General features: G+C 69.3%; 16 protein-coding genes and 1 pseudogene. 5 read left to right on the top strand and 12 right to left on the bottom strand.

The annotated features are described in order from the left end of the window. Window positions 1–76: 76 nt before the first annotated feature. Window positions 77–2,065: a transketolase gene (gene tkt, locus ACF3M1_RS13235; RefSeq protein ID WP_394001372.1), complete on the top strand. Its 1,989-nt coding sequence runs from the start codon at window positions 77–79 to the stop codon at window positions 2,063–2,065. Between the two features lie 189 nt (window positions 2,066–2,254). On the opposite strand, the gene ACF3M1_RS13230 is transcribed toward tkt, so the two are convergent. From ACF3M1_RS13230 to ACF3M1_RS13175, 12 genes and pseudogenes are all read right to left on the bottom strand, one after another. Continuing rightward, window positions 2,255–2,572, bottom strand: a complete 318-nt coding sequence (locus ACF3M1_RS13230) for a BolA family protein (RefSeq protein ID WP_394001370.1) — start codon at window positions 2,570–2,572, stop codon at window positions 2,255–2,257. A 76-nt stretch (window positions 2,573–2,648) separates the two neighbouring features. After that, complete coding sequence (locus ACF3M1_RS13225; RefSeq protein ID WP_394001368.1) at window positions 2,649–4,637, bottom strand: acetyl-CoA hydrolase/transferase C-terminal domain-containing protein; 1,989 nt, start codon at window positions 4,635–4,637, stop codon at window positions 2,649–2,651. Window positions 4,638–4,646: 9 nt separating this feature from the next. Beyond that, complete coding sequence (locus ACF3M1_RS13220; protein ID WP_394001366.1) at window positions 4,647–5,678, bottom strand: cation transporter; 1,032 nt, start codon at window positions 5,676–5,678, stop codon at window positions 4,647–4,649. Next, window positions 5,675–6,133 (bottom strand): ABC transporter substrate-binding protein, encoded by a 459-nt coding sequence (locus ACF3M1_RS13215; RefSeq protein ID WP_394001364.1) that lies wholly within the window; start codon window positions 6,131–6,133, stop codon window positions 5,675–5,677. The genes ACF3M1_RS13220 and ACF3M1_RS13215 overlap by 4 nt, the downstream gene beginning before the upstream one ends. 55 nt (window positions 6,134–6,188) lie before the next feature. Then, window positions 6,189–6,737 carry a flavin reductase family protein gene (locus tag ACF3M1_RS13210; protein ID WP_394001363.1) on the bottom strand — a complete coding sequence of 183 codons (549 nt, stop codon included), beginning with the start codon at window positions 6,735–6,737 and terminating at the stop codon, window positions 6,189–6,191. A 64-nt stretch (window positions 6,738–6,801) separates the two neighbouring features. Continuing rightward, window positions 6,802–7,422, bottom strand: a complete 621-nt coding sequence (gene modC, locus ACF3M1_RS13205; protein ID WP_394001361.1) for a molybdenum ABC transporter ATP-binding protein — start codon at window positions 7,420–7,422, stop codon at window positions 6,802–6,804. Then, the gene (gene modB, locus ACF3M1_RS13200; protein WP_394001359.1) at window positions 7,419–8,132 is read right to left on the bottom strand and encodes a molybdate ABC transporter permease subunit; all 714 of its coding nucleotides are present in this window, start codon (window positions 8,130–8,132) and stop codon (window positions 7,419–7,421) included. Before modB ends, modC begins: the two co-directional genes overlap by 4 nt. 3 nt (window positions 8,133–8,135) lie before the next feature. After that, complete coding sequence (gene modA, locus ACF3M1_RS13195) at window positions 8,136–8,939, bottom strand: molybdate ABC transporter substrate-binding protein (protein WP_394001357.1); 804 nt, start codon at window positions 8,937–8,939, stop codon at window positions 8,136–8,138. Between the two features lie 17 nt (window positions 8,940–8,956). Next, a complete protein-coding gene (locus ACF3M1_RS13190; protein WP_394001355.1) occupies window positions 8,957–9,502 on the bottom strand; it encodes a hypothetical protein in 546 nt (181 codons plus the stop codon). A gap of 208 nt (window positions 9,503–9,710) precedes the next feature. After that, a complete protein-coding gene (locus tag ACF3M1_RS13185; RefSeq protein ID WP_394001353.1) occupies window positions 9,711–10,514 on the bottom strand; it encodes a S1/P1 nuclease in 804 nt (267 codons plus the stop codon). A 243-nt stretch (window positions 10,515–10,757) separates the two neighbouring features. Then, window positions 10,758–12,425 (bottom strand): annotated as a pseudogene (locus tag ACF3M1_RS13180) (type IV secretory system conjugative DNA transfer family protein); the annotation flags it as partial. 42 nt (window positions 12,426–12,467) lie between these two features. After that, window positions 12,468–13,037 carry a hypothetical protein gene (locus ACF3M1_RS13175; RefSeq protein ID WP_394001352.1) on the bottom strand — a complete coding sequence of 190 codons (570 nt, stop codon included), beginning with the start codon at window positions 13,035–13,037 and terminating at the stop codon, window positions 12,468–12,470. A 459-nt stretch (window positions 13,038–13,496) separates the two neighbouring features. Here ACF3M1_RS13175 and ACF3M1_RS13170 point away from each other — a divergent pair, with 459 nt between their 5' ends. Genes ACF3M1_RS13170 through ACF3M1_RS13155 form a run of 4 tightly spaced genes read left to right on the top strand, consistent with a single transcriptional unit; the run spans window position 13,497 to window position 16,756 of the window. After that, on the top strand, window positions 13,497–13,910 hold the full coding sequence (locus ACF3M1_RS13170; protein WP_394001350.1) for a hypothetical protein: 414 nt from the start codon (window positions 13,497–13,499) through the stop codon (window positions 13,908–13,910). Further along, window positions 13,888–14,784: a virB8 family protein gene (locus ACF3M1_RS13165; RefSeq protein WP_394001348.1), complete on the top strand. Its 897-nt coding sequence runs from the start codon at window positions 13,888–13,890 to the stop codon at window positions 14,782–14,784. The genes ACF3M1_RS13170 and ACF3M1_RS13165 overlap by 23 nt, the downstream gene beginning before the upstream one ends. Beyond that, complete coding sequence (locus ACF3M1_RS13160) at window positions 14,781–15,563, top strand: TrbG/VirB9 family P-type conjugative transfer protein (RefSeq protein ID WP_394001346.1); 783 nt, start codon at window positions 14,781–14,783, stop codon at window positions 15,561–15,563. The genes ACF3M1_RS13165 and ACF3M1_RS13160 overlap by 4 nt, the downstream gene beginning before the upstream one ends. Then, complete coding sequence (locus ACF3M1_RS13155; RefSeq protein ID WP_394001344.1) at window positions 15,560–16,756, top strand: TrbI/VirB10 family protein; 1,197 nt, start codon at window positions 15,560–15,562, stop codon at window positions 16,754–16,756. Before ACF3M1_RS13160 ends, ACF3M1_RS13155 begins: the two co-directional genes overlap by 4 nt. Window positions 16,757–16,759: the final 3 nt, after the last annotated feature.

The raw sequence follows: 16,759 nt of genomic DNA, 5'->3' as shown, positions 1-16,759 counted from the left end.
CGGCTCCGCCCGGCAGCGCGGCGGCAGGCGTGGGACAATTGCGGGCTCCCGCCCGCTGCCGCCCGTCTACGAGCCCATGACCACGCCGACCCGCCGCGAACTCGCCAACGCCATCCGTTTCCTCGCCATCGACGCCGTCGATGCCGCCAAGTCCGGCCATCCCGGCATGCCAATGGGCATGGCCGATATCGCCGAAGTGCTGTGGAACGACCATCTGAGCCACAACCCGGCGAACCCGCAGTGGTTCAACCGCGACCGCTTCGTGCTGTCGAACGGCCACGGCTCGATGCTGCACTACGCGCTGCTGCACCTGTCGGGCTACGATCTGCCGCTCGACGAGCTGAAGAACTTCCGCCAGCTGCACAGCAAGACTGCCGGTCACCCGGAGCGCCACGAGACGCCGGGCGTCGAGACCACCACCGGCCCGCTGGGCCAGGGCTTCGCGAACGCCGTCGGCTTCGCCCTCGCCGAGCGCCTGCTCGCGCAGCACTTCAACCGGCCCGAATTCGCCATCGTCGACCACCGCACCTGGGTGTTCATGGGCGACGGCTGCCTGATGGAAGGCATTTCGCACGAGGCCGCGTCGCTCGCCGGCACGCTGGGCCTGGGCAAGCTGGTCGCGTTCTGGGACGACAACCGCATCTCGATCGACGGCAACACCGAAGGCTGGTTCACTGACGACACCCCGGCGCGTTTCGAAGCCTACGGCTGGCGCGTGATCCGCGACGTCGACGGCCATGACGCCGATGCGATCGCGCGTGCGATCGAAGCCGCCACCGCCGAAGACGACGCGCCGGTGCTGGTGTGCTGCCGCACGACGATCGGCTTCGGCTCGCCCAACCGCGCCGGCAAGGAGTCCTCGCACGGCGCGCCGCTGGGCAAGGACGAGTCGGATGCCACGCGCGCCGCGCTCGGCTGGAACCATGGTCCGTTCGAGGTGCCGCAGGCGCTGCGCGACGGCTGGCGCGCGGTCGAGGCCGGCCAGGTGCGCGAATCGGAATGGAACCAGCGCTTCGACGCCTACAAGGCGAAGTATCCGGACCTCGCCGCCGAGCTCGTGCGCCGCTCGCACGGCGAACTGCCGGCCGGCTTCGTCGACGCGGCCGATGCCTTCATCGCCAAGCTGCAGGAAGACGGCCCGACGATCGCCTCGCGCAAGGCCTCGCAGATGTCGATCGAGGCGTTCGCGCCGCTGCTGCCCGAACTGGTCGGTGGCTCGGCCGACCTGGCGCACTCCAACCTGACGCTGTGGAAAGGCAGCACGTCCGCGGCCAGCACCGATGCCAACGCGAACTACGTCTATTACGGCGTGCGCGAGTTCGGCATGAGCGCGATCGCCAACGGCCTGGCGCTGCACGGCGGCTTCATTCCGTTCGATGCGACCTTCCTGGTCTTCAGTGATTACGCCCGCAATGCGGTGCGCATGAGCGCACTGATCCCGGCGCACGCGATCCATGTCTACACGCACGATTCGATCGGCCTCGGCGAAGACGGCCCGACCCACCAGCCGGTCGAGCATCTCGCCTCCTTGCGCTACATCCCGAACAACGACGTGTGGCGCCCGTGCGACGCGGTGGAATCGGCGGTGGCGTGGAAGTCGGCAATCACGCGTCAGGACGGCCCGAGCTGCCTGGTGTTCTCGCGCCAGAACCTGACCCACCAGCCGCGCGACACGGCGCAGGTCGCCGACATCGCGCGTGGTGGCTACGTGCTGAAGGATTCGGTCGGTACGCCGGAGATCATCCTGATCGCCACCGGTTCCGAGGTCGGCCTGGCGACGCAGGCGGCCGAACAGCTGGGCGATGGCGTGCGCGTGGTCTCGATGCCGTCGACCGACGTATTCGACCGCCAGGACGCGGCGTATCGCGAATCGGTGCTGCCGAACGCCGTGCGCAAGCGCGTCGCGATCGAAGCCGGCGTCACCCCGTTCTGGCGTGCCTACGTGGGCCTGGACGGTGCGGTCATCGGCATCGATACCTTCGGTGCCTCGGCCCCGGCGGACAAGCTGTACGCCCATTTCGGCATCACGGTCGAGAAGATCGTCGAAGCGGCGAAGGCGCTCTGATCGTTTTGCGCGAGCGTTGAAGGTGTCAAGAAAAAGCCCGCGAAAGCGGGCTTTTTTGTAGGCGGTGTGGCCGCGAACGCTCAACCCGTACGGGTCTCGCCGTTAGCCCCATGTAGGCGCGCGCTTGCGCGCGATGGGCATTCCCGCAAATGCCCCGTTCGCGCGCAAGCGCGCTCCTACACGGATTCGTCAGGCCTTGGGCATGTCGTGCTTGCTGCCGCCGCGGCAATGCGGCGAATCCGGCACCTGCACTTCCGCCGCCCACTCCTCGGGCGTGAACGTGTGCAGCGCCAGCGCATGGATCTGCTGCATCTGCGCACCGAGCGCGCGATAGACGGCCTGGTGCCGCTGGATCAGACGCTTGCCGTCGAACGCCGCGCTGACCACGACCGCTTTGTAGTGCGTCTCCAGCCCGCGGCTGTGCATATGGCTCTCGTCCTCGACATCGAGGTGCGTGGGCTGCAGCGCGGCGAGGGCCTCGCGAAGCTGGTCGGCGCGTGTCGTCATGGTCGGGTCCTGCACGGGTGTCGTCGAACGAGATGGAGGCGCGCCACGCGATCGCAAGCGGTCCAGGCCAGGCCGCTCATGCGGCGGATGTCGGCGCGATCACATCTCCGGTCGCGCCGTCACGCGCGGTGCGGCGCAGGCCGAGCGACACCAGCCGCGCCATCAGGTGTTCATTGAGCCCACGGGGCGCCTGCAACTGCATGCGTGCGAGCGCCGGCGTGTCGTCGCCGATGCCCGCACGCAGTGCATCGAACACCGTCGCCAGCTTGCCCCGGCGGGTCGCGGTCTGTGCGCGCAACCAGGCCAGTGCCCGCAGCAGGCGTTGTTCGACGACATCGAAATCGCTGCCCAGTGGGTAGTCGGGCAGGGTGCCGTCGCGGCGTAGCGGCGCGAGCGCATCGCGCAGGTGCTGCGGCGTGTTGCGCGCCCAGGCGCCGGGGGCGACGAAGCGGAGATCGAGCTTGCGCGCATCTCGCGCGCGCGTCAGCAGGTGAGGCTGGGAGGCTGCATCGGCGATGCGCGCCATCGCGGTCACGCAGTCCTCGTCGGTCGCGCCGCGAATGTCGGCGATCCCGTACTCGGTGATGTAGAGATCGCGCAGGTGGCGCGGAATCGTCGTGTGCCCGTAGTGCCAGCGGATGTTGGATTCGGCCCCGCCGGCGGTCGGCCGCGTTGCGCGCAGCAGCAGCACCGAGCGCGCGTCGGGCAGGGCATGGCCCATCGCGACGAAGTTGTACTGGCCGCCCACACCCGAGACCACCCGGCCGTCGTCGAGCCCGTCGGACACCGCCGCGCCGAGCGCGGTCGCCATCATGCAGCTGTTGAAGAAGCGCGCGTCACGGCGCTGCAGGCGCTCCAGGCCTTCGTCGAGGCCGAACAGCTCGTTGACCTCGCCGACGCGCTTCATGCCGATGCCGCGGCGCGTGTCGGGGTCGAGGCCGCGCAGCCAGGCATAGAAATCCGGCGAGCCGAGGTAGAACGCGCCGTGCAGGAACTCGCCGTCGCGCTCGATCAGCTCGTCGTCCAGTGCGCTCGTGGTGCCGGCGTTCACGCGCTGCATCAGCGCGGCCTTGTCGACGACCTTGCGCCGGATCACGCCGACCTCGACCAGCCGCTTGAAGCCCTCGTTGATCATCTCGCTGCAGCCGTAGAGCCCGATGTCGAAGGCATCGAGCCCGCCGCTGGCGACGACCGCGGGATGCGTCGCGATGTCCGCGTCGAGTGCGTGCAGCACGCGCCGGTACGCGGCGTTGTCGGTGTGGCGCAGGGCGAGCGCATGGCACAGCGCATCGGCCAGGGCGCCGATGCCGATCTGCAGCGTGCCGCCATCGCGCACCAGCGCGCTGGCGTAGAAGCCGATCGCATAGTCGGCATCCGAGACCGGCTGGCGCGGCAGGCCGAACAGCTTCGGATACGGCGGTGGCGGCACGACCATGACATCGAAGAACGCGGTGTCCACGGCCGCAGTGCCGCCCAGCCAAGGCAGCTCGGGATCGATCTCGCCGACCACCAGCGGCCTCGGGCGGCCGGCCGCCAACAGGGCGTCGATCACATCGAAGGTCAGGTCGGTATTCGACGACAGCGAGAAGCGGGTGCCGTCCTCGTTGGCCGCGACCTTCTGCACCAGCACGTTGACGCCGCGATCGGCCAGCGCCCGGGCCACGTGCGTGTAGTTGAGGCTGGCGTAGCGCCGCTGGGCCTGGCGCGAGCCGAGCATCGCGCCCGACTGCATGTAGAACTCCTCGACCTCGATGTGCGCCGGCAGCGCGTCGCGGCGCAGCGCGTCCACGTACTTCAGGCGCACGAAGTCCTCGCCGAAATGGCGCGCCGCGAACGGGCCGATGAAACGGCCCTCGAGGTCCTGGCCGCCGGACGGCGGATCCAGCGACAGCGCGGTGTACAGCGTCATCGGCCGCGCGGGATCGGCCACGGCGGCGTCGTAGAGCGCATTGAGCAGGCGGTGCGGCTTGCCGATGCCGAGCGGCGCACCGACGTCCAGCGGGCCCGTGACGTGACGCCGGATGTGCTCGGCGGCCGCGTGGAGATCATCGAAGGGAACGGTCATCCGGCAAGCCTAACCGCGCCGCGGATGCCTGTCCTCCGGCGGCGGACGGAGCGGTTCATCGCGCGTCGGCGCATCGATCATGCGCGGCTCGGGCATCACCGCCACCGCATCGATCCGCCAGTGCACCGCGCGTGCGGTGTCGCGGATGCTCTGGACCTGGGCGGCACTCAGCGCGCCCTCGGCGGTGGCCACGTGGATCACGCCCGACAGGCGCAGCCCTTCCTCGTGGAAACGCACGCGGCACGCGGTCACGCCATCGAGCGCGCCCACCGCCTCGGCCACCGCGGCGGGAAGGGGATCGACGTCGCGACGGTCCACCTGCTGCGGCTGCGCATCGTGCATGTCGCGCACCGCGTTGCGCAGGTTGCGCACGCCGTCGCGCAGTACCTCGACCGAGATGAACAACGCGGCGGCCGCATCGGCCCACCACAGGCCGAAGCCGATGCCGACGATCCCGCCGATGCCGGCCACGGCGGTCATCCAGTCCGCCTTGTTCATGTCGGCGTCGGTGTGCAGCGGTTTTGAATCGAGGCGCCGCGCCAGCCGCAGCTTCAGCCGGCCGAGGATCACCGGCGGTACGCAGGACACGGCGAGCGCCGCGATCATCACCCAGCCCTGCCAGATCACCGTGTCACCGATCGCCACCGTGCCGACCACCGGATGGGTGCGGGTGACCAGGACGTGCAGCGAGTCGAGCACCAGCAAGGCGCCGACCGCGGTCAACGCGACCGCGGAGGCGAGGAATGTGATGTCGAACGCGCGTTCGCGTCCGTTGATGTAGGTGGCGTCGACGCCGCGCGCCCGGAACCGCAGCGCGATCAGGAACGCCATCGGCGGCAGCATGCTCAGCACGTCTTCTATCAGTGCGGTCTGCATCGCCTGCGAGCCGCCCATCGCGGCATACATCATCACCGTGACCGCGCCGAGCAGGCCGATCGACCACCAGCACAGCCGCGCGGCACGGCGCAGATCCGCGTCTTGCGCGCTGCCGAGCGGACGCGGTGTGCGTTCGGAGATCACAGGTGAGGAGGCACCGCTCATTCGCGCTCCCGACGCGTCGCATGGAGATGCCGGTCGACGTCCAGCTGCCAGGCGTTCTCGCCCGGCGGCAGTGCGAGCCGCCGCTCGGCGATGTGGTCCCGGGCATCGCGGACGTGGAAGGGGCGCGACCAGCTCACGTCGGTCCAGGGCGAATCCACGCCGTGGCCGCCGGCCACGATGTGCAGCCGGTGCTCCACCAGCGCCTGCATCAGCCGCTCGTGGCCGTCGACGACCCACTCGATGCGCAGGCCGCGCGCGTCGGCGAAGGCCTCGATGCGTGCGATCTCGCTGCCGTGCGGTGGCCGGCCGAGCTCGACGACGACGAACGGCGGATCGTGGCTCACGCCCACCCGCATCGCATCGCGCGCCCGCGCACTGCTGTCGTGCGTGTCGCGGGGATAGGGGCTGCAGCCGGCCAGCAGGACGACGACGAGGCACAACCAGACACGGATCATGGCGCGGTTATCCGCCCCGCCGGGTGGAGAGCGCGTGGATATCGCGACGCCGTGCTCAGCCGAGCATGTCGGGACGGAACAATCGCCGCCGCGAGACCGTCGGGCCGGACACCATGAACTGCCCGTCGCCACGGTAATGCACGGTGCGCGGCCACTTCGGCCGGGATGCGACGTGGGCGGCCACCACGCGCCAGACGAACAGCGGGTAGTCGGCGGTGATGCGGGTCTCGTGCAGCCGACACTCGAAGCGCGCGTGGCACTCGCCGATGCCCGGCGCGTCGACGTCGGTGCCGGGCACCGGGGTCAGGCCGAAGCGCTGGAACTTGTCGCCTTCGTCGCTGCTGCAGTTGCCGATGCGAACCACGGTGTCGAGCAGCGCCTCGGTGGGCAGGTTGATCACGCATTCGCGGCTGCGCCGCGCCAGCGCGTGGCTGCGGTTGGCCGACCAGATGTAGGTGCCGACGAGGTCCTCGCCCAGCATCATGTGCCAGCCCAGCGTCATGATGCCGCGCTCGTCCTTGTGTGCCGTCGACAGCAGCACGACGGGGCCGGGTTCGAGATACCGGCGCGTGTGCTCGATGGGAACGGCGCGGGTGCGGGGCATGCGCGGCATCTCGTTCGACGACGCCCGATTAGCGCAAGCCCGGGGTGAACGCGGCGTCGCCCGCTCAGTCCAGCACGTGCACCTCGTCGGCGATGCGGCGGACGTCGTCGAGCGTGTGGCTGACGTAGAGCATCGGCATGGCCAGGTCGTCGCGCACGCGTTGCAGGTACGGGATCAGATCCTCGCGGCGGGCCTGGTCGAGGGCGGACAGCGGTTCGTCGAGCAGCAGCAGCGCCGGTTGCGACAGCAGCGCACGGCCGATGGCCACACGCTGGGCCTCGCCGCCGGACAGGTTGGCCGGGCGGCGCGCGAGCAGCGGCGCGATGCCCAGCAGTTCGACCACCTGCTCGAACGCGAATGCGTGCACGTCGTCGCGTGCGTGGCGCCCGTAGCCGAGGTTGCGGCGCACATCGAGATGCGGGAACAGGCGTGCGTCCTGGAAGACGTAGCCGATGCGGCGCCGGTGCACCGGCAGGTCGATGCGGCGTGCGCCGTCGAACAGCACGCGCTCATCGACGACGATGCGTCCCGCGCGCGGCCGCAACAGGCCGGCGATCGCGTTGAGTACGCTGGTCTTGCCGACGCCCGACGGACCGGTCAATGCGACCACGCGCGCGCTGGACGCGATCTGCACCGAGCGCGCGAAGCTGCCGCGTTCCAGGCGGATGTCGATCGCGAGCGTCACGGCGCCCGCTCCTCGCCGCGCTGGCGGCGCACCAGCCATTCCGATGCGAGCAGGGCCGCGAACGAGATCGCCACCGCCACCGCCGCCAGCCGCCAGATGCCCGACTCGCCGCCGGGGACCTGCATCAGCCCGTAGATCGCCGACGACATGGTCTGGGTTTCGCCGGGAATGTTGGAGACGAAGGTGATCGTGGCGCCGAACTCACCCAGCGCCTTGGCGAACGCCAGCACCGCGCCGGCCACCAGCCCCGGCCACGCCAGCGGCAGCGTCACCGTGACGAAGACGCGCAGCGGGCTCGCGCCGAGTGTGGCCGCGGCGTCTTCCAGGCGCCGGTCGACGTTCTCGATCGACAGCCGCACCGTGCGCACCAGCAGCGGGAAGCCCATGATCGCGCTCGCCAGCGCCGCGCCCGTCCAGCGGAACGCGAACGTGATGCCGAACGTGGATTCCAGCCACAGGCCGATCGGCCCGTTGCCGCCGAACAGCACCAGCAGCGCGTAGCCCACCACCACCGGCGGCAGCACCAGCGGCAGATGCACCAGCGCATCGAGCAGCGCCTTGCCGGGGAAACGACGCCGCGCCAGCAGCCAGGCGACCGCGATGCCCAGCGGCAGGCTGGCGAGGGCGGCCGCCGCCGCGACCTTCAGGCTCAGGCGGATGGCGACCAGTTCATCGGGCGCGAATCCCAGCACCGTGCCCTCGACGGCCATGCGTCAACGAATCTCGAAACCGTGGCGACGGAAGATCGCCGAGGCCGTGTCGCCGTCGAGCCACTGCACGAAGGCATCGGCCTGCTGCGGCAGACGGCTCGCGCGCACCCTGGCGGCGGGATAGACGATCGCTGGATGGCTCTCGGCCGGGAACGTCGCCAGCACCTTGACCCGCGGCTCGGCCCGGGCGTCGCTGCCGTAGACCACGCCCAATGGCGCCTCACCGCGCGCGACCAGCGCCAGGGCCGCGCGCACGCTGTCGGTTTCGGCCACGCGCGGCGCCAGCGCCGGCCACTGGCCGAAGGATTCGAACGCGGCCTTCGCATACTTGCCGGCCGGCACGCTGGCGGTCATCGCGAGGGACAGACGTCCGCGCGCGCCCAGCAGCGGCAGCAGATCACTGCGTGCATCCAGCGTGAGCGGCTGCGCACGGCTCGCGGCCGGTGCCACCAGCACCAGCGTGTTGCCGAGCAGGTCGCGCCGGGTCGACGGCTCGATCAGGCCACGCGCCTGCAGCCGGTCCATCCAGTCCCGATCGGCGGACACGAAGACGTCGGCCGGTGCGCGCTGTTCGATCTGGCGCGCCAGGGCCGAACTCGCGGCATACGACACCCGCACCGCCTGTCCGGTCTCGCGCTGGTACTGCGCGGCCGCCGCATCCAGCGATTCCTTGAGGCTGGCGGCGGCGAACACGGTCAGGGGCTGCGGCGCCTGTGCCCAGGCCGGCAGCAGGGCGACGAGCAGGACGAGCGCCAGCCCGAGCCGGAGTCGGAGTCGGAGTCGGAGTCGGAGTCGGAGTCGGAGCATGGTGCGTCGTCCGGACATCAGGGCGCGGCGACGACGGTAATCGCGTCGACGCGGCGCACGCTGCGCGCAGGCCGGCCGTCGTCGGGAACCAGCAGACGCAACGGGCCGACGTCGTCGGCGATCGGCGTATCGTCACAGCGGTCGACCAGATACACCGCACGCTCGCCGAGCGTGGCGTCGAGCTCGCCGAGCGAGAACACGACGCGATCGCCGTCGCGCGTCGACACCAGGACGTAGCGGTCAAGTGAGGCCCCGCGCAGCGGCGTGTCGGGCATCGCGCCGCTGGCCTGCAGCAGCGCGGCCAGCGATACGCCGTCACAATGCCGGGCCCCGCCATCCGCCCCTGCATTCACCCGGTGCCGTTGCAACGTGGCACGCGCCGCCGCATCGAGCGGCACGCTGACGGGCGAGGCGTGCGAACCGGGCGAGGACGCACGCTGGTGTGCATCGTGGTCGTGCGCCTGCGCGCCGGCGGCCAGCAGCGTCATCGCCAGGCCACCGGCAATCGAAACGAGACCAGCGCGCATCGGCGTGTCCGGGAAGCGTTGGGGGCGATCGAGCATAGCGAGGCCCCTGCGAGGGAACAATGACGCACCCGAAGCGGATCGACGGGCGTGCGGTTCGACGGCATCACGCAGTGCCGCTACCGCGGGCGGCACGGCGGAGACGGGCCGCCGAGGGCTCGTCGGCTGGGTCGGTATCGCGATGAACCGTTCGCGGCGCCGCGTCCCTATCGTCGCAGGCGCCCGTCCGCGCGCCCGGCAACCGGAATCAGCGTGCGAGCGTCGCGTTCAACAACGCGCCCAGGCGCGCGCCTGCGTCGCGTAACTGCTGCTCGACCTGCGGCAGATGCGCGCGCACATAGTCTTCGCCGACCGTCGCGCGCGGTGGATAGACCCCCGGCGACACCGCGATGCGACACGACGCCTGGGCCCAGGCGACGGCCGGCACCGGCAGCACCGGTGTGCGGTCGCGCGTGGGCGTGCGCTGCTGCAGACGCGCCAGCCAGGCATCGCCGGACAGCCGGGCGCTGTTGAGCAGACCGCTATCCCAGAACGAATGCAGGTTCGTGCCGCGGCCGCGGTAGTTGATCTGGTGGGAATTGCCGCCGCGGTCGTGGCCGTAGCCGGCGTGCATCGGCTGGTGTGCGTCGCCGACGAAATGCACGACGAACTTCAACGCTTGCGCGCGTTCGGCGCGCGACCGGCCGTGATCGGCCAGGATCGCGGTCTGCGCCTTCAGCGCCTCGATCACGCAGTCCCCACCGGGGCAATCGCGGCGCGCGCTGTAGCGGCAATTCGACTCGCCGATGTTGACGTAATGCCATTTCGCCGAGCGGCGGCCGAGATCCGGATCGGATTCGCGCAGCTCGTCGGCCCACGAGGCCACGCCCGCGAGTGTCGGATCGGGCTCGCCGGCCAGCAGCCGGGCCACCTCGGCACGCGCGCCCGGCGCGAGATCACGCTCGGCCAGTTGCGCGACCAGGCGATGCCCGGCCTTGCCCCAGGCGAGGGCGGACGAGGGGATGGCGAAGGCGGCCAGCAGGCCGCCGCAGAGAACGATTAGACGCAGCATGGGCGGAGTTTAACCGTGTGCGACGACAGCGGCGGGGTGGTCGGGTTCGCAGTCGAACGGGGGCGCCGCTTCCTTGCCTGTGCAGGCGGTTGCCGGTACCGATCCTGCCGGTCCGCTGTGGAATGGCCGCAGGCAAGGCGGTATCCGGTCAGCCTATCAGGCGGGCGAGGGTGACCGTTCGGACAGCGCCGCCCGATCGCGTGCGCCGCCGCGGGCGGCCGCTACGCCTGCATGGTGCGCGTCCAGCGCCAGCGGCGCGACCACCACTTTCGGCAGCAGCCGCTTCATGAAGTAGCTGTGCTTGTAATACCGGATCTTCCTGCACAGCACCGGGTGCGCGAGGCCTTCGTAGAGCACGATCTCCCTTTGCGGCCCCATCGCCTTGAGTTCCTGGGGCAGCATCAGGGCCCGCTTCTCGAGCACCTCGTTGTCCGACACCGATCGGCCGTGCCCATGCGAGCGGGTACGCGCGCGGCGGCGCACGGTGGTGAATCCGAGCATCTCGGAATAGTCGTTGGCGTCCTGCTGCTCGCGCGGGGCATAGATGATCTGCAGGGCGTGGTTGGTGATGATGGTGCGCGAGAGCTCCTTGCCGTACACCGCGTCCAGCTGCGCCATCGACTGGATGATGGGCAGCAGGCGCAGGTTGTAGCCCGCCATGTAGGCGACGGCCTTCGCGATGATGTCGACACGCCCGATCGAGGTGAACTCGTCCATCAGCAGCAGGCACTGATGCTTCAGGGACGCGTCGTTCTGGGGCAGCGTCTTGGTGTTGACGTTGATGAGCTGGCTGAAGAACAGGTTCACGATCAGGCGGCTCTCCGCCAGCTTGTTCGGCTGGATGCCGACGTAGATGGTCATGCGCTTGCGCCGCACATCGTCGAGCCGGAAGTCGTCACCGCTGGTGGCCGCGTCGAGCACCGGATTGAGAAAGGCGTTCAGCGGCTCCCGGAACGTGCCGATGATCGAGGCGAAGGTGACGTCGGCTTGCGAGAGCAGGCCAGCGAATGCCGTGCGCGACTGGCCGCCGAGAAACGGCGCGTCCGCCAGCTTCTGGATATGCGGTTTGAGCTCGGTCCCATCGCCCGAAGCGAGGCGCAGCACTTCACCGAGCGTGGGCTTCGGGGCGTCGTCGAGTGCGTCGGCTTGCTCGAACAGGTACAGCGTGAAGCCCAGGAATGCGTTGCGCGCCTGGCTGGTCCAGAACTTATCCTTGTCGTCGCCGTCCGGATAAAGCATCGCCGCGATGGCTTGGAGATCCGATACCCGGAACGAAGGATCCGACGAGACGTAGGTCAGCGGATTCCACCGATGCGACCGACGATCTTCGGCGAACGGATTGAACAGGAAGACATCGTGCCCGATCGAGCGGCGCCAGCCCGAGGTGAGGTCGAAGTTCTCCTGCTTGATGTCGAGCACGACCGCCGACTCTCTGTAGTCGAGAAGGTTCGGGATCACGACACCCACGCCCTTGCCCGAGCGCGTGGGGGCGGCCAGGATCACGAACTGCTGGCCCGAGAGGCGCAGGATTTTTCCGTTCATCTGGCCGAGGACGATGCCATCGTCGCGATGCTTCAGCAGGCCGGTCCTGGCGAGGTCCACGAGGCCCGCGAAGCGCGCGCGACCATGGATGTTGCGATGGCTGCGGAGTTTGAACAGCATCACCACCAGTGCCAGCCAGACCAGGGACATCAGGCCGAATCCGATTGCGCCGGCGGTCCAGATCCGCCATGCGTACGGCGCGACCTGCGGATGCTCGATGACGCTGAGATAGGCGTACCAGGTGCCGATACCGAGCACGGCGGTATCGAGGCCGAGCAGCACGAGCACGAGATAACCAGCGAAATAAAGCGCGGCCACGACGGCGACAACCGTAATGAACGCTGCAGCGATCCATCTCTCAGTCGACATGGGGCCCCCTGCCTTCGTGCTGCAGAACCGCGGCGCGCCCGGTCATGGCGCCGCCTCGGGCGCATCGACGTACACGTAGTCGTCGTTCGCGGGCCAGTGGCGAAGTCCGTCCTCGAGCTTGATGCAGGGCCGGCCATCGCACGCGGTGATCGCAACGTGCTGCAGTGCCTCCAGTACGTCGGCGCGTACCCGCGCGCGGTCCGCACGCTCCAGATTGAGCTTGGTCACGTATCCGCTGGCGCCAATGACGGCCACTCCACCCACGACGAGTGCCAGCAATGCCCCGCCGCCCAGCAGGCGCGCACGCGCGCCCAGCGCCGCCTGCGCGCGGTCGAGGTACGCGATGAGATGTTCGAGGCGCTGGGCCGATGCATCTGCGCGGGCGGTCGTGGCATCGAGCTGGCCGGTCAAGGTGTCGCGCACGGCCGCTGCGGTCGACCGGCGCAGCGCCTCACGGCCGGCGTCCACGTGGTGGGCGACATTGACCGCAGCCTCCTGCAGCGCGCCGGCGGCGGCACGTTGGTCCGCGGCGGCGGTCTCGCACTGTTGCGTCAGGTGCGCGGCGAGCAGCGCGGCGCTCGCGACGAAGTCTTCCATCTCGGCTCGGTCCATGGGTCTCGCGGATGCGTGTCTTGTTGACGACGAGGATGCGGGCGGGCGCATCGAAGATGCCGACGTGCTTCTCCGGAACAACGGGTCGGGAAATTCCCCGGGCGTGTTCGGAACTCACGTCATCGCGTGTCGGGAGAGCACTCCGGGAATCGCAAGGCTGCCGGGTTCAAGATCCCAGGAAACGCTCGAAAATCCCTTGATTCGTGCGACTTCCGGATCGCGTCGTCAGGGGAGTCGGACGGCGGGCGGCGCCCCACACATCCGCAGCCAGACGCGTTGACGCGAAATTTCATGCTCGATTAGCGTCGACCCGTCATCGCCTTGCCGTGCCCGGGAACCCGGTCTGCAGGGCGATCGGGGAAACGCGTTCGATCCGTGCCTGCTCGTTCGCAGGCAGGCCGTCGGATGCGAACAACAGGGAAGCGCCGCGTGGGTATGAGCACCTCAGTCACGGGATGGATGTCCGCAGTCGTCGTTGGCATGTGCCTGGCCGTGCTGGGCGGGTGTGCGACACCACAGGCGGCCGATCCCCGCGGGAAATGGCGCCCTCTTCACCAGTTCTCGGAGGTCCCGCAGGCGATTCCGCTCGAGCAGGCGTATGTGTTCCAGGCGTTTCCGTCGGATCAGACCCTCAAGTCCCTTCTCGCACGCTGGTCGAGCGACGCCGGCCTGCGCCTGTCGTATCTCCATGGCAACGACTACACGCTGCATGCGCCGGTGGCCCGGCTGCGAACCACGAGCATCGAGGAGGCGGCACACGCGCTCACCGCGGCCTACGCGGCACAGGGCGTCCAGGTGTCGGCGGAGCGCGGCGCAATCGTGGTGAGTCGAGCGCAGGCGGCACAGGCCGGTGCCGCTGGCGGCGCGGACTGACGGGGCGGTCATGTTCTCCAAGCGCACCGAATCGCCCGAGATCGACCGTGCCGTGGCGCACGGCGTCAGCTACGAACTCACCCTGACCGATCAGATGCGCCGCAGCGAACGCCGTGCCTGGCGTGTGGCGGGCTGCGCGGTGGCGATGTCGCTGATGCTCGCCGGCGGCTATCTGCTGTTCCTGCCGCTCAAGGAACGCGTGCCGTACCTGGTGATGGCCGATCCCTACACCGGCACCGCCAGCGTCGCGCGGCTGTCCGGCAACTTCAACGAGCGCGACGTCACGATGGAAGAGGCGGTCAACAAGAGCAACGTCGCCCAGTTCGTACTTGCGCGCGAGTCCTACGATTCCGGGTTGATCGGTCAGCGCAACTGGCGCACCACCTTGTCCATGGCCGGCCCCGCGGTCGCGCCTGCCTACATCAACCTGCATTCCGAACACAATCCTGAGCGCCCGTTCCGCCTTTACGGCACCGGCCGTTCCGTGCGGACCCGGATCCTGAGCATCGTGCTGATCGGGGGCGGCGAGGGGCGGCGTCCGTCGGGGGCGACCGTGCGGTTCCAGCGCAGTCTCTACGACAAGTCCAACGGGCGGGTCGAACCGATCGACGCGCGGATCGCGACGCTCGAATTCGCCTACAACGCCGAGCTCCGGCTCAGCGACGAGGATCGCCTGCTCAATCCCCTCGGCTTCCGGGTGAGCAATTACCGCGTCGATCTCGACTTCGCTGCCGGGCCGGTCCCGGAACGTGACTTCCCGCGCCCTGCGGCACCCCTTTCGGCGAATGCGGAGGCCATGCCGTCTCAGACGTGGGACGCCGGCGACGACGATGCCGAGCCGATTGCCCCTGCCATGACCGGAGACACTCCATGACGCGCGGTGCACATATCTGCTCGATCGCGTCCGTCATCCGCGCGACAGCAGCGCTGCTGCTGGTCTGCTCGCTGCCGGCGGTTGCGCAGGTGGTGGAGGAATACGCCTACCAGCCCGATGCCGTCTACCAGGTGCGGACCGGTCTGGGCATCACGACCCAGATCGAACTCAGTGCGCACGAGCAGATACTCGACTACAGCAGCGGGTTCAGTGGCGGATGGGAGATCAGCCGCCGCGACAACGTCTTCTACGTCAAGCCGAAGAACGTCGATGTCGACACCAACCTGCTGGTGCGCACCGCCGCCCATGCCTACATCTTCGAGATGAAGGTCGTCGCGAGCGACTGGCGCTCCCTCGACCAGGCACGGGCCGCAGGGGTCCAGTACAAGATCCGCTTCAGCTATCCGGGGGATACCCGCTTCGCACCCGATGCCACCGAGCCAGCCGAGGTCGCCACCGAGCTGAGCACCGGCCTGGAGCCGGATCGGCAGTATCACTTCCGCTACGACTACACACAGCACCGGCGCACGCCGCACTGGCTCGTGCCCTCGACCGTCTACGACGACCGGCGTTTCACCTATATCCGCATGGGGGACCGGACCCGATTCCCCAGCGGCAATTTTCCCGCGGTGTTCGCCCGGGACAGCGAAGGCGGCGACGAGTTCGTCGTCAACTCGACGGTGGAGGGCGACGTGATCGTGGTCCACGGGACGTATCCCTATCTGGTTGTCCGGCACGGATCCCACGTGGTCGGCCTGCGCAGGAGCAGCGAGCCATGAGCGAGCATCCCGTCGACAGCGGACGCGCCGCTGACCCGGACCGCAGGGGCCCGGCGAACCCGTACGAGGCGCGACTCGGTCCACATGCGGATCTCGACGCGGATGCGCCGGTGCTGCAGGCGGCCGAGGTGCAACGCCTCAACCGCCGCGCGCTCGTGTTTCTCGCGGGGATCGTGGTACTGCTCGGAGGCCTCGCGTTCTGGTTGTTTTCAGGAGGTGGCCCGAGCGGTGAGGATGCACGCGCCCGTACGCAGGCGGCAGAGCAGATCGTGATCCCGGCAGCGCCGCGGGATCTCCCCGAACTTCCGGTCGCCAGGGCGGACGTGCCGCCGCCGGAGTTGCCTCCGTTGCCGGTGATCGAGGAGCCACGCGCACCCGCGTCGGGTGGCATGGGCGAGGCACTGTCGGGCAGCGCGTTTTCCGGCAGCCAGTTGCCGTCGCTGCTGGAACGACGGATGCAGGATGTCGCGGGCAGCTCGGGCATGTCCGCGATGCCGGGCACAGGACCGGACGGGATGCCGGTCGCGCCTGTGGGCTTCGGCGTGACCGAACCCGCGTCGGTGATGCAGGCGCCCGCGGATGGGCCCACCAGTGCGCGTCCGCTGTACAGCCCCGACACGTTGCTGCTGCGGGGCACCTATATCCGCTGCGTCCTGCAGTCGCGCGTCATCAGTGACTTCCCCGGCTACACCTCGTGCATCGTGACCGAGCCGGTGTACTCGGTGAACGGCAGGCGCCTGTTGCTGCCGCGCGGCTCGAAGGTCATGGGCTTCTACAACGCCGACAGCGTCATCGGCGATCGCGCGGGCATCATCTGGGACCGGATCACGACGCCGACCGGGCTCGACGTGAACATGCGCAGCCCCGGCGTGGACGCGCTCGGCGCCGCCGGCAACGCCGGCCATTACAGCGCGCACTGGGGTCAGCGGCTCGCATCGGCCTTGTTGATCAGCACGCTCAGTGACGCCTTCAAGTACGCCGCTGCAGAACAGGGCCGGCCGCAGACCACGTTCGGCAACGGGTTCGCGGTGCAGAACCCCTACGAGAGCAACACCGCGCGCACGCTCGAGCGGATGGCCAACATGGCGCTGGAACGCAACATGGCGCGCCCGCCCACCGTCACGATCAACCAGGGCACGCTCGTCAACGTCTATGTCGCACGCGATGTCGATTTCTCGGCGGTGGTGCGCTGAGCG

The sequence above is a fragment of the Luteimonas sp. WGS1318 genome (assembly GCF_043187535.1).
GTDB lineage: Bacteria > Pseudomonadota > Gammaproteobacteria > Xanthomonadales > Xanthomonadaceae > Luteimonas.
The sequence above is the reverse complement of the archived record's forward strand: the minus strand, read 5'-3'. Positions and strand labels throughout refer to the sequence as shown.